At 68.9% G+C, this 12852-nt stretch carries 13 protein-coding genes; 11 read left to right on the top strand and 2 right to left on the bottom strand.

Annotated features, from left to right (window positions below; translation table 11 throughout):
• Window positions 1-182: 182 nt before the first annotated feature.
• From ACWGE0_RS41235 to ACWGE0_RS41200, 8 genes are all read left to right on the top strand, one after another.
• Window positions 183-1601 carry an AMP-binding protein gene (locus ACWGE0_RS41235; RefSeq protein ID WP_452266319.1) on the top strand — a complete coding sequence of 473 codons (1419 nt, stop codon included), beginning with the start codon at window positions 183-185 and terminating at the stop codon, window positions 1599-1601.
• A complete protein-coding gene (locus tag ACWGE0_RS41230) occupies window positions 1601-2326 on the top strand; it encodes an SDR family NAD(P)-dependent oxidoreductase (protein ID WP_452266318.1) in 726 nt (241 codons plus the stop codon). Before ACWGE0_RS41235 ends, ACWGE0_RS41230 begins: the two co-directional genes overlap by 1 nt.
• A 150-nt stretch (window positions 2327-2476) precedes the next feature.
• Window positions 2477-3988, top strand: a complete 1512-nt coding sequence (locus ACWGE0_RS41225) for an HAL/PAL/TAL family ammonia-lyase (RefSeq protein ID WP_452266317.1) — start codon at window positions 2477-2479, stop codon at window positions 3986-3988.
• A complete protein-coding gene (locus ACWGE0_RS41220) occupies window positions 3985-4755 on the top strand; it encodes an L-tyrosine 3-hydroxylase (protein ID WP_452266316.1) in 771 nt (256 codons plus the stop codon). The genes ACWGE0_RS41225 and ACWGE0_RS41220 overlap by 4 nt, the downstream gene beginning before the upstream one ends.
• Before the next feature lie 13 nt (window positions 4756-4768).
• Complete coding sequence (locus ACWGE0_RS41215) at window positions 4769-5425, top strand: O-methyltransferase (protein WP_452266315.1); 657 nt, start codon at window positions 4769-4771, stop codon at window positions 5423-5425.
• Window positions 5426-5541: 116 nt separating this feature from the next.
• The gene (locus ACWGE0_RS41210; RefSeq protein ID WP_452266314.1) at window positions 5542-6492 is read left to right on the top strand and encodes an LLM class F420-dependent oxidoreductase; all 951 of its coding nucleotides are present in this window, start codon (window positions 5542-5544) and stop codon (window positions 6490-6492) included.
• Between the two features lie 2 nt (window positions 6493-6494).
• On the top strand, window positions 6495-7064 hold the full coding sequence (locus tag ACWGE0_RS41205; protein ID WP_452266313.1) for a TetR/AcrR family transcriptional regulator: 570 nt from the start codon (window positions 6495-6497) through the stop codon (window positions 7062-7064).
• A gap of 40 nt (window positions 7065-7104) precedes the next feature.
• Window positions 7105-8376, top strand: a complete 1272-nt coding sequence (locus tag ACWGE0_RS41200; RefSeq protein WP_452266312.1) for a glycosyltransferase — start codon at window positions 7105-7107, stop codon at window positions 8374-8376.
• Window positions 8377-8668: 292 nt separating this feature from the next.
• Here ACWGE0_RS41200 and ACWGE0_RS41195 read toward each other — a convergent pair whose 3' ends face one another.
• Window positions 8669-9118, bottom strand: a complete 450-nt coding sequence (locus ACWGE0_RS41195) for a peroxiredoxin (RefSeq protein WP_452266311.1) — start codon at window positions 9116-9118, stop codon at window positions 8669-8671.
• Between the two features lie 31 nt (window positions 9119-9149).
• Here ACWGE0_RS41195 and ACWGE0_RS41190 point away from each other — a divergent pair, with 31 nt between their 5' ends.
• Complete coding sequence (locus ACWGE0_RS41190) at window positions 9150-10061, top strand: LacI family DNA-binding transcriptional regulator (RefSeq protein ID WP_452266339.1); 912 nt, start codon at window positions 9150-9152, stop codon at window positions 10059-10061.
• Here ACWGE0_RS41190 and ACWGE0_RS41185 read toward each other — a convergent pair.
• Window positions 10054-10401, bottom strand: a complete 348-nt coding sequence (locus tag ACWGE0_RS41185; RefSeq protein ID WP_452266310.1) for a hypothetical protein — start codon at window positions 10399-10401, stop codon at window positions 10054-10056. The genes ACWGE0_RS41190 and ACWGE0_RS41185 overlap by 8 nt on opposite strands.
• Before the next feature lie 67 nt (window positions 10402-10468).
• On the opposite strand from ACWGE0_RS41185, the gene ACWGE0_RS41180 reads away from it, so the two are divergent.
• Window positions 10469-10894: a RidA family protein gene (locus tag ACWGE0_RS41180; protein ID WP_452266309.1), complete on the top strand. Its 426-nt coding sequence runs from the start codon at window positions 10469-10471 to the stop codon at window positions 10892-10894.
• A gap of 105 nt (window positions 10895-10999) precedes the next feature.
• Window positions 11000-12814, top strand: coding sequence for a 4-alpha-glucanotransferase (locus tag ACWGE0_RS41175; RefSeq protein WP_452266308.1), 1815 nt, complete (start codon window positions 11000-11002; stop codon window positions 12812-12814).
• Window positions 12815-12852 lie beyond the last annotated feature (38 nt).

The following is a 12852-nucleotide window of genomic DNA, read 5'->3' as shown; positions in this document are numbered from 1 at the left end:
GGCGTGGGGGTGGCGCCGCGAGGCGTCCTGCTGAGCGTGAATTCACCGCCAACGTTTCGGGTCACGCCACTACCGTCTCAACAGGGTCCTTTCAGTAGTCGCAGCACCACGAACAGTGCGGATAGTCTCCGACCACGCTGCTGGGTATCAGGCCCGGCAGCGTGGACAACGGAGTCGAGCAAGTGATCTACCGCAGCCCCCTGCCGGCGGTGGTCGTTCCCGAAGCCACCGTGCCCGCGCACGTCCTCGCGCCCAGCTACGACAAGCTGGCGCTGCTGGACGCCGTCACGGGCGAGAGGCTCACCTACGCCGAACTCCGGCAGCAGGTCGAAACAACCGCGAAGGGCCTGGTCAGGACGGGCACGAAGCCCGGTGACACGGTCGCGATCGCGAGCATGAACCGGCCGAGGTACGCGGTCGGGCTGCACGCGATCATGGCGGCCGGTGCGACGGCGGCGTTGATCAACCCGATGCTCACGCCGCAAGAGGTCGCACGGCACAAGGACCTCGCGAACGTCACCCGGACGCTCGACCTCGACGACCTTCCCGAGGGCGACACCGAAACGCTCCCGCCAGGCGACCCCGGCGGGATCGCGGCGATCCTGTTTTCCAGTGGCACCACCGGACTCACCAAGGCCGTGAAGCTGAGCCACCGGGCGCTGACGGCCAATCTGGAGCAGCACCGCCCCGGCTGGCGCATCGACGAGACCGACGTGCTCGCGGCGAACCTGCCGTTCTTCCACATCTACGGCTTCGCGATCATCCTCAACTCCGGCCTGCTCGGCGGTGCCACGCTGGTGACCCTGCCCCGCAGCGACGCCGGCACCTACTTGCGACGCCTCGCCGAACATCGCGTCACACGGGCGTTCCTCGTGCCACCCCTCGCCGCCGCGATCGCGGACCACGAGGGCGAAATTCCGAGCCTCAACCTCAAACTCGTCCTCTGCGGCGCCGCCCCGCTCGACGAAGACGTCCGCCAAGCCGCCGAACGCAAGATGCGTGCCCCGATCCGGCAGGGTTACGGCCTGACCGAGGCGGGCGGCACGCACCAGACATTCGACGACGACCTGGAATCCGATCCCACCAGCGTCGGCGTGCTCTGTCCCGGTACCGAGGCGCGGATCGTCGAACCGGGAACGGGCGACGACGCGACCGAGGGCGAGATGCTCCTGCGCGGGCCTCAGGTGATGGACGGCTACCTGAACGACGACGAGGCCACGCGACAGGCCTTCGTGGACGGATGGTTGCGGACCGGGGATCTCGTGCGCGTCCACAACGGCCGGTTCCACGTCGTCGACCGGATCAAGGAAATGATCAAGTACAAGGGCTACCAGGTCGCGCCCGCCGAGCTGGAGGCCTTGTTGCGGCGCCATCCCGCGGTGAGGGACGCCGCGGTGATCGGTGCGCCCGATCGGGTTAACGGCGAAGTGCCCAAGGCCTTTGTGGTGACTCAAGGCGACGTCACCGCGGAGGAGTTGATGGCGTTCGTGGCGGGGGAGGTGGCGCCCTTCAAGAAGGTGCGCCAGGTTGAGTTCGTGGAAGAGATACCGAAGTCCGTCTCGGGCAAGATCCTGCGCCGGCTGCTGAAAGAGACCGAGTAGTGCGTGTTCTGATCACCGGTGGCGCCAAGGAACTCGGCAGGGCGTTCAGCGAAGCACTTGGCGCGCAAGGACATCAGCTCGTCATCACCGGGCGCGACGAGAAGGCGCTCGACGCGGCGGAAGCCGAGCTGAAGGCCAGGGGAGTGGACGTCTCAGCGCACGTCGCGGACCTCGGTGACCCCGACGCGACACCGAAGCTGATCGAGAGCCTCGGCGGAATCGACGTGCTGGTCAACAACGGCGCGCTCGGCGGACCGGTCGGACCGACCTGGCAGGTCGACGAAAACGAGTGGTGGCACACGTTCGAGGTGAACCTGCGCGGCACCGCGTTCGCCGCGAACGCCGCGATCCGCACCATGACGAGCGGGCGGATCATCAACGTGGTCAGCAACGCCGGTGTGCACCGATGGCCTTACGTCACGGCGTATTCGGTGTCCAAAGCGGCCGTGATCAAGCTGACCGAGAACCTCGCGATCGAGCTCAAGCGCCGGCCGATCGCCGTGCTGAGCTACGACCCCGGCATGGTCGACGTCGGCCTGATGCACCGCGGCGCCACCATGGAGTCCGATGATCCCGGCCAGCGGCGGATCTCCCAGTGGGCAAGGTCTCAGCGCGACGCGGGCAGGTTCACTCCCCTGGAGCAGTCGGTCGATCTTTTGGCCCGAATCGTGAGCGGAGAGTTCGATCATCGCTCGGGCGGGCTCATCACGCCCCAGGACGGCTGAACGCCTTTGCTGTCAACGGACAACGAGTTTCTACCACGCACTGGAACGAAGAAAAGAAATTTCTTCGTGTAGTGCGTTTAGACCCTTCCTCGCGGACAGATCAACCGGGATCGTCGCGAGTGGCTCCCCATGTCGTCCACAGGAGGCATCGTGCCTGTCGGAACTTCAGCCGCCGCCATCACCCTGGCCGCGGCTCTCGAACCTGCCCACCTCGAACGCGCGCGCGACCCGCTGCACGTCGAACTCCCAGGCGACGTGCGGGCGCGGATCGCGCGCTGCCGTGAATTCGTGCTCGAAGCCAGTGGCTCCGGACGCGCGATCTACGGCGTCACAACGGGTTTCGGCCCGCTCGTGGAATTCCAGGGCCGCGCGGACGGCGCCGGTCAAAGCGACAACACCATCATTCACCACATCGTCGGCCACGGCGAACTGTTACCTCCCGCGGTCGCCCGCGCGGCCGTGCTGGCCCGGTTGTTCTCGTTGGCACACGGGCGATCCGGAGTATCGGAGCAGGTCGTGGACTCGCTGATCCGCATGCTGGACACCGAGTTCGCCCCCGCGGTGCCCAGACTCGGCTCCGTCGGCGCGAGCGGTGATCTCCAGCCGCTCGCGTACGTCGCACATGCGTTGCGTGGTAACGGGAACGCTTTGTTCCAAGGGCAGCTCATGCCCGCGGGGGAAGCACTCGCTCGCGCCGGGCTCCCGGCACTGGAGCTGGACGGCCGGGACGCGCTCGCGTTGGTCAACGGCATTTCGGTGACCGCCGCAGCACTCGGACTCGCTGTCGCACAGGCCATCCGCGCGCGCAGGATCGCGGAGTTGTTGTCCGCCTTGATGACTGACGTCCTCGGCTGCGGCACCGAGTTCACGTCGGGTGGACTACTGGCGGCGTTCGGCCATCCGGACGTCGCCGACACCGGAGCGTCGATCAGAACCTGGCTGGAGGGCAGCACTCCGTCCGGCGAGCGCCCGCTGCAGGAGGCCTACAGCATCCGTTGCACGCCACAGCTGATCGGTGCGGTCGGCACGAGCGTGCGGCACGCGGAGGAGGTGGTGCGCCGCGACCTCAACGGGGTGAGCGACAACCCGTTGTTCTTCCCGGAGACCAACGAGATCGTGCACGGCGGCAACTTCTTCGGTCAGCCCAGCGCTTTCGCGGCCGACCAGCTCAACGTCGCCCTGGTGCAGCTGGGCAATCTGGCCGAACGGCAGCTGGACCTGTTGCTGGATCCCCATCGCACCAGCGGTTTGCCGCCGATGCTCAGCCCCGAGCCCGGCCGGCAACATGCGCTGCAGGGCGTGCAGATCTCCGCGACGGCGACCGTGGCCGCGATGCGCCGCGCCGCCGCGCCCGCCTCGGTGCAGAGCCTGCCGACGAACCTGCACAACCAGGACGTCGTCCCGTTCGGCACCCAGGCCGCGTTCACCGCGCTCGACCAGGCGAACCTGCTGCGGTACCTGCACGCGGGGCTCGCGATCGCGTTGCGCCAGGCCGTGCACGTCGGCGCGCGTCGCCCACATGCGTCACGGCTCGCGGCGGCGTTCGACCGGATAGCCGCAGAGGTGCCGCCGATCGTGGAGGATCGGCCACTTGACACCGCGCTCAGCCGGGTGGCGGACCTCCTGGACGACCTCGTGTCCGAAGTGGAGGGTGTGCGATGAGCGCTCCCGCCTGCCTTCCCACGTGGGGCCACACGTGGGTCGACCTGCCTGTTCTGCGCATGCCGATGCCGGATGCGGAATTGATTCCGTGCGCGCGCGGCTGCTATCAGATTCCCATCGTGATCAGCACCCCCGAAGATCCGGTCGAACGCGCCGTGCACCGCTGGTTTCTCGGCCATCACGGTGCATTTCTGGTCTGGAGGTTTCTTTCGGATTCACTCGATCGGTTGATACGCGAGCCTGATTCGCAACTAGTCCCCCTCGCTGCGCTTGGATATGACGCGTACTCGGTGATGCTTGCCTATTCGGGCAGTTGTTCCCGTGAGGTGTACGAGGACGTCATCCGGCCGATGATGGTGACGTTCGACCCGGCGTTCAGCGGGCGGTGGGCACGTGACTACGAGCCCGTGCCCGGCCTGTTGCGCCGGGCCCGTACCGCACTGGGGCCCGTGGCAGCCGCGCCACTTTCCACCGCGAGCAAGGCGAACCTGTTGGCACACATGGAGGTCATGCGCAGACTCGTACCCGACGGCAACTCGCTGCTGCGCGAGTCGGGGCGTACACGCGTGTCCACCACCGATGCCGAGAGAGCGCGGTTCGACGAGTTCTTCCTCGTCAGCCGGGAGAACGTGTGCGTGAGCCGCTATCGCGCGCACCGCGCCGCCATCTTGTCCGCTATCGGTCTTGACCTCGCGAAACACCCCCTGCCGCCCGAGTGCGGAGCCACACTCGGGGACACACTCAGGACGTTCGTCACCCGACTATGAGAGAAGGCCGCGCGTGAACGACTTCAAGGCCGTGGTCATGACCCCGCAGATCTACCGCTACGTGCGTGAACAGGCAGGCCAGCCCAGCGCGGTGCAGGAGAAGCTGATCGCGCGGACGCTGGAGCTCGGCGACTCGGCGGAGATGCAGATCCCGCACGAGCAGGCGGTGCTGCTGTCCCTGCTGGTCAAGCTCACCGGCGCGCAGACCGTGGTCGAGGTCGGCACCTACACCGGGTACTCCACGCTGGCGTTCGCGCAGGCACTTCCGCCGTCCGGCAAGGTCATCACCTGCGACATCTCGAGCGAGTGGACCGCGATCGCCGAGGAGGCGTGGCAGGCGGCCGGCGTGCGCGACCGGATCGAACTGCGCCTCGGCGCCGCCGCCCAGACGCTGGCCGAACTGCCGGAGGAGCCGGTCATCGACCTCGTGTTCATCGACGCGGACAAGGTCGGTTACGCGCATTACTGGGACCTGCTGGTGCCGCGGGTCCGGCAGGGCGGCCTGCTGCTCGCGGACAACACCCTCTACTACGGCGAGGCGGCCGCGGAGCAGCCGGAGGGCAACGCCGCCGCGATCGACGCGTTCAACAGGTTCGTGCGCGCCGACACGCGCGTCGAGTCGGTGCTGGTGCCGATCGCGGACGGTCTGACGATGGCGCGGAAGAAGTAGGTCGCGGAAGAAGCAGGTCTCCGAACATGCTTCGAGGCGTCGGTACGCACGTGCGGTTGTGAGCATACCGACCGGTCGGTAGGGTGGCCTCCAAGTGGCTGACTTGGAGGCTGTTCATGGCTCGTTGGGGAATCACGCTGCCGCTGATCGGCGTGCCGGTGCTGGAGCACCGCGCGCTGGTGTCCGAGCTCGCCGGACTCGGCTACACGGACGTGTGGTCGGCCGAGACGACCGGCACGGACGCGTTCACGCCACTGGCGCTGGCCGCGCAGTGGTCCTCCGACCTGCGCTTCGGCCCGGCGATCGCACCCGTCTACACGCGTGGACCGGCGACGCTGGCGATGACCGCGGCGACCATGGCCGAGGTGACCGGTGGCCGGTTCGTGCTGGGCATCGGGTCGTCGTCGCCGGTGATCGTGCAGCGCTGGAACGCGATCCCGTTCGAGGAGCCGTTCAAGCGGACCCGTGACACGCTGCGCTTCCTCAAGGCCGCGCTGGCCGGTGAGAAGGTCACCGCCGAGTACGACACGTTCTCGGTGTCGGGCTTCAAGCTGGAGCGCCCGCCCGCCGAGAAGGTGCCGATCATGCTGGCCGCGCTGCGGCCGAACATGCTGCGCCTGGCCGGTCGCGAGGCCGACGGCGCCATCACCAACTGGCTGGCCGCCACGGACGTCGCGCAGGTCCGCGAGGAACTCGGCGACTCGGAGCTGGCCGCACGCATCTTCGTGTGCCCGACCGAGGACGCCGACGCCGCACGGGCGTTGGGTCGCATGCTGATCAGCACCTACCTGACCGTGCCGGCGTACGCGGCGTTCCACGACTGGCTGGGCCGCGGCGAGGTGCTGCGCCCGATGCACGAGGCGTGGGCGGCGGGCGACCGCAAGGCGGCCTCGAAGTCGATCCCGGACGAGGTCGTGGACGCGCTGGTCGTGCACGGCTCGGTGGACGAGTGCCGTGCCCGCGTGGCCGAGTACCAGACCGCCGGCGTCGACACGCCGATCATCGCCCTGCTCCCGACCGGCGGCGACCAGGTGGAGCAGGTACGCGCATTGGCTCCAGGGGCTTAGCGATGCCCAGCGCGACCGAGCAGAAGATCATCGACGCGGCCGTCCGCCTGTTCGCGGCGCAGGGCTACGACGCGACCTCGGTGCAGGAGATCGTGGCGGCCGCCGAGGTGACCAAAGGCGCGCTGTACCACTACTTCCGCTCGAAGGACGACCTGCTCTTCGAGATCTACCGGCTGCTGATCACCGCCCAGTCCGCCGACATGGACCGGATCATCGGCCTCGGCCTGCCGGTCGAAGACACGGTCAGGGAGATCCTCGCTTCGCTCGTCGTCTCGACGGCCGAACGGGTCGACGAGACCGCGGTGTTCGTCCGCGAGCTGCACCGGCTCGGCGAGGACCGGATGACCGACTTCCGCGCCGAGCGCCGCCGCTACCACGAGACGTTCCTCGCGGTGATCGAGAAGGGCCAGGCGGACGGGTCGTTCAGCTCGGCCGTGCCCGCGGACACCGTGGTGCGGATCGCGCTGGGCGTCGTGAACCAGCTGCCGATGTGGTACCGGCCGGACGGGCCGAAACCGCCGCCGGCCCTCGCGGCGGAGATCGCGGACTTCGTGCTGGCGGGGCTGCGGTAGCGGTTAGCCTCCGTACAGGACGGTCTGATCGACTGCGCGCATGGATCTGTTGTTCGCGACCATGCCGGTGCCGGGCCACGTCGCGCCGCTGCTGCCGATCGCCCGCGCGCTGACGTCGCGCGGCCACCGCGTGCGCTGGTGCACCGGCCGGGTGTTCGAGGACCGCGTCACCGCCACCGGCGCGGAGTTCATCGCGATGGATCCGGCGATCGACCACTTCGGGCGCAACGTCGACGAGCTGTTCCCGGTTCGCACCAAGCTCAAGGGCGTCGCGAAGCTGCGCTACGACATGCGCTCGGTGTTCCTCGATCCCATCCCGGCCCAGGTCGACGACCTCCGGCGCGCGCTCACCGCACGATCGGCCGACGTGGTGCTGCACGACGCCGCTTACGTCGGCGCGACGGTGCTGGAACAGCTCGGTGGCCCTCGCGCGGTCAGCGTCGGCGTCATGCCGATGATGCTGCCCGCACCGGACGTGCCACCGTTCGGACCGGGTCTGAAGTACCGCGGCGGCCCGCTCGGCCGGCTGCGCAACTCGCTGGTGCGGGGGCTGCTGGACAACGTGGTGTTCAAGCCCGTGCTCGAGCACCGCGACCAGATCCTCGAGGCGCTGGGCCTGCCCGCGGGAGAACGCTGGCTGGCGACCGTGTCGCCGCACCTGCACCTGCAGAACGGTATCGCGGGCCTGGAGCACCCGCGGGCCTTCCTGCCGCCGCAGGTCAAGTTCGTCGGCGCGCTGGTCGATGAGGCACCGGCCGCGGAACTGCCGGAGTGGTGGGACCGGATGCTGAGCTCCGGCCGGCCGATCGTGCACGTCACGCAGGGCACGGTCGCCGACATGGACCTCGGCCAGCTGGTCCTGCCGACCGTTCGCGCCCTCGCTTCCGAGAACGTCACCGTCGTCGCGAGCGTCGGCGTGCACGACGTGGGGCCGTTGCCCGCCAACGCTTTCGCCGCGCCGTTCCTGCTCTACGACCAGCTGTTGCCCAAGGTCTCCGCCGTGGTCACCAACGGCGGGTTCGGCGGAGTGCAGCTCGCGCTGGCCCAGGGCGTGCCGCTGGTCGTGGCCGGTGCGACGGAGGACAAGCCCGAGGTCGCGGCGCGGGTCGAACGGTCCGGTGCCGGGCTGAACCTGCGCACCTCCACGCCGTCGGAGAAGGCGATCAAAGCCGCTGTGGGCCGGGTGTTGCGTGGTGGAGCGTTCCGGGAGCAGGCGCAGGTGCTGGCGGCGGAGTACCGGCGGCACGACGCGGGCGAGCTGAGCGCTGACCACGTCGAACGGCTCGGCCGGACCAGCGCCGCCGTCCGGTGACGGCGGGCTGCAGGAGATCGACTTCCCCGGCTGAGGGGGCACATGTCGCAGCAACCGCACGAGTACGGGGTCGCTCCGCCGTTGCACGAGGTGCGCACCCAGCCGCTACACGGAGCCACCGCCGCCCGTCCCGGTCACGTGGGTGGACCAGGACCGCCGAGGTGCCGGCCGATCCCGCCTCCGAGTCCGTGATGCTCGTGGTGGTGGCGGGGCCGGACGGCGCCGAGGTACACGATCAACGGCGTGACTGTCCGCGAGGGCAAGGCTTCCGGGCCCTACGGCGTGCTGACGGTCACCGACTCCTGAGGGCCGCCAGCGCCTTGTCCGCGTGCGCGTTCATGCTGAACTCGCTCTTGATCACCTCGATGATCTCGCGGTCGGCGCCGATGACGAAGGTGTGCCGCTTGACCGGGATCGGCCCGAACCGGCGCCGCACGTCGTACTGCTCCGCGACGTCACCACCGACGTCGGCGAGCAGCGGGTAGTCGAAGTTGTTCAGCTCGGCGAACTGCTTCTGCTTCGCCACGTCGTCCATCGAGATCCCGACGCGCTGGGCTCCCGCCTCCTCGAACTCCTTGCCGAGGTCGCGGAAGTGGCAGCTCTGCGCGGTGCAGCCGGACGTCATCGCGGCGGGGTAGAAGAAGAGCACGACCGGGCCGTCGTTGAGGAGATCGGACAGCTTGCGCTCGGTGCCGTCCTGGTCGGGCAGGGTGAAGTCGGGGGCGAGGTCGCCGGGCTTCATGGATCTCCAATACGCTCGGGCCGTGACCAGCATGTCCGATGTGGCCAAAGCCGCAGGGGTGTCGGCTGCGACCGTATCGCGGGCCCTGCGCGGCGAACCGGGCGTGTCCGAGGCCACGAGGCAGCACGTGAGCGAAGTCGCGCGGCGCATGAAGTACGCCATCGCGCGCGACGCCTCCTCGCTCGCCGGAGGGCGCCGGTACGCGATCGCGGTGCTGACGTCCGAGGTCAGCCCGGTGCTGGCCGGTGCGGAGGGTGCTCTCCGGCAGGCTGGTTACGACGTGCTGCTGTACGTGCTCGGGTCTGCGGATGCCCGGGAGAAGTTCTTCGACGAGCTGCCGCTGGGGCGCCGTGTGGACGGTGTGCTTCTGCTCTCCATCTCCATGACGGACGCCGAACGGTCCGCGTTGGAGTCTCTCGAGGTTCCGCACATCACCGTGGACGACGCCGATCTCCGGCACGCGTTGCGCACGGCCGTCGCGCACCTGCAGACGCTCGGGCATCGGGACGTGGCACTGGTGCTGTCCGACGGCGAGGACGAGTCGTACGACGAGATCCTGATCTCGGCCGGCCTCGAGGTGCGTCCGGAGTGGACGGTCTGGTGCTCGCCGACCGTCGACGGCGGCGAGCAGGTGGTCGACGTGCTGCTGGACGGCGAACGTCTGCCGACCGCGGTGATCAGCTCGAACGGCGCCGCGGCGCTGGGCATCTACCTGCGGATGCAGCGGGACGGGCGGGCGGTGCCGGACGAGGTGTCGATCGTGTCGCTGGACGGGCAGGAGCTCACCCGCGTCGTCGGGCTGACCGCGGTCGAGGGCGCGGCGAAGGAGCAGGGGGAGCGGGCGGTCGCGGACCTGTTCACGTTGATCCGCGGCGGGGAGATCGAGCCGGCCGAGCACCACGTGCGGCTGGTCGTGCGCAACTCCAGCGGACCGGTCAGCTGACGTGGCGCAGCTTGCCGGGCTCGGTGCCGGTGGGTAGCGCGATCAGTTCGTAGGTGAGCACTTCGCGGCCGGCCGGCGTGGGTCTGCTGATCGTGATGCGTGCCCCGACCTCGCCCTGAACGTAGGGGTTGGTCCGGCCTTTGAGCGGGCCGTCCAGGTACGTGGCGGTGAAGACGACGATTTCCGGAACCACCACGACGCGGTCCAGGTCGTACTGAGCGGCGATCATGCCGTGCGACCACCTGGATTCGACGAGGACGAACTCGTCGTTCGGCAACAGCAGACGCAACTCGCCGGACGGGCCGTACGGTCGCCTGCCGAGCACACCGATGCGTTCCACCCGTTGAAGATACTGGTCAGCTCGTGCGCAACTCCAGCGGACCGGTCGCCTGAGTAGTGTTCGGCCCATGCCCGCCGAAGAGCGTCTGACCGAGCTGCCCGCGCTGCCGACCACGCCCGGCTACGCCCACGCGGTGGCGGTCACGGGGAAGCTCGCGTTCATCTCCGGGCAGGTCGCCGTCGATGCCAAGGGTTGTGTGGTCGGGGTGGACGACCTGGCGGCTCAGACGCGGCAGGCGTTGAGCAATCTTCATCACGTCATTCTGAGGTTTGGCGCGGACTGGTCGGATGTCGTCAAGTTCACCTGGTTCGTGCTCGATGCGTCGGAGGTTCAGACCATTCGTGACGTGCGGGACGAGATTCTGCGGCCCGCGCTTGGCGACGTGCCCAACCCGGCCAGCACGTTGGTTCAGGTGGCGGCGTTGTTCGGACGTGATTTCCTGGTCGAGGTCGAAGCCGTTGTGGCGATTCCAAGTGAAGCATCCGATGTTTAAGTAAATGCACCTCTGGGTGTGCGTCCCAACCGGCCTGCACCCTTCGGGTGACCAGGGACCATTTGCTCTGGTAATAACCATCGAGCTGTGACATAGCTTGTATCTGTGGAGGAGTTGGTGGCGCGGCTGGCGGACGCTTGGGGCGTTGCCACTCGGTACGAGAACGCGGACCAGCAAGAGGTCACCGTCGACCTGGACGTCGTGGTCGCGGTGCTCGCCCAGTTCGGCGTGGATGCGTCCACTGAGGACTCCGTCGCCCGCGAGCTCGCCGCGATCGAGCAACGCCGTGCGGAACAGGCCCTGCCGCCCACGATCGTCATCCGCGAGTACGAGACGTACGACCTGCGCGGCCCCGCGACCGTCGAGCTCGAGGACGGCACCAGCTTCGAGACCGAGCGCCACCTGCCGGACTCGCTGCCGCTCGGCTGGCACCGCGTCGTCACCGCCACGCAGACCATCACGCTGGCCGTCGCGCCCAGGACGTTGCCGGACGTTCCGCACACCTGGGGCTGGATGCTCCAGCTCTACGCCGCGCGCTCGAAGGAGTCGTGGGGGATGGGCGACTTCGCCGACCTCGCCACGATCGCCCGCCGTTCGTCGCTGGAGCTCGACGCCGGTGTCGTGCTGGTCAATCCGGTGCAGGCGCCGTCGCCGACCCACCCCGTCGAGCGCTCGCCGTACTCGCCGACCAGCCGCCGGTTCGCGAACCCGCTGTACCTGCGCGTCACCGACACCGCCGAGTTCCTGCAGGCCTGCCCGCGCACCCGGCAGCTCATCCGCGACCTGCGGCCCGAGAACCAGGACCTGATCGACTACGACGCGATCTGGGACGCCAAGAAGCAGGCCCTCGAGCTGCTCTTCCCCGGCGGCGACGTCGAGATGGACGAGGAGCTGGCGAAGTTCGCCACGTACTGCGCCCTCGCCGAGGTCCACGGCAAGGACTGGCGCAGGTGGCCCGCCGGACACGAGGCGCCGCCTGCCGAGCGGGTCGCGTTCTACGCGTGGCTCCAGCACCTCTGCACGCGCCAGCTCCAGGACGTGCGGCTGGCCGCGCACGAGGCCGGCATGGCCATCGGCGTCATCCACGACCTCCCGGTGGGCGTCGACCCCGGCGGCGCGGACACGTTCGCCGACCCCGAGGCGTTCGCCATCGACGTGACGGTCGGCGCGCCACCCGACGCGTTCAGCGCGGACGGCCAGGGCTGGGGCCTGCCGCCGTGGCGTCCCGACAAGCTCGCCGAGTCCGGCTACCGCCCGTTCCGCCAGGTGCTGCGCAGCGTCCTGAAGCACGCGGACGGCATCCGCATCGACCACGTCGCCGGGCTCTGGAGGCTGTGGTGGATCCCGCCGGGCGAACCACCGTCGCGCGGCACCTACGTCCACTACGACGCCGACGCCATGCTCGGCGTGCTCGCGCTGGAGGCCTACCGGGCCGGCGCGGTCGTGGTCGGCGAGGACCTCGGCACGGTCGAGCCGGTCGTCACCAAGACGTTGCAGGAGAACGGCATGCTGACCAGCGCCGTCCTCTACTTCCAGCGCGACTACTACGCCGACGGCCACCCGCTGATCCCGCCGTCGCAGTGGAACCCGAAGGCGATGGCCAGCATCTCCACGCACGACCTGCCGACGGCCGCGACCTTCTTCGCGGGTTCCGACGGCCCCGATTTCGACGAGTTGATGCGCCAGGAAGGCATCGACCCGCGCGATCGCGTCGCGGGCGCCCACGAACTGCTCGCGCAGGCACCCTGCGCGTTGGTCCTGACTTCACCTCAGGACGCTCTGCGGGAAACCCGGCAGCCCAACGTGCCGGGCACGATCGACGAGCACCCGAACTGGAGAATTCCCCTGCCGGTGGCATTGGATGATTTCTTCCCACGCGTCCGGGAGATCACCCGGCCACTCCGCAGCCGCGGAAGATGAAACTTTTGCGTAACGGCAGGTCATGTACCTGCGGAGTA

This window comes from Lentzea sp. NPDC054927, assembly GCF_053610285.1.
The sequence above is the reverse complement of the archived record's forward strand: the minus strand, read 5'-3'. Positions and strand labels throughout refer to the sequence as shown.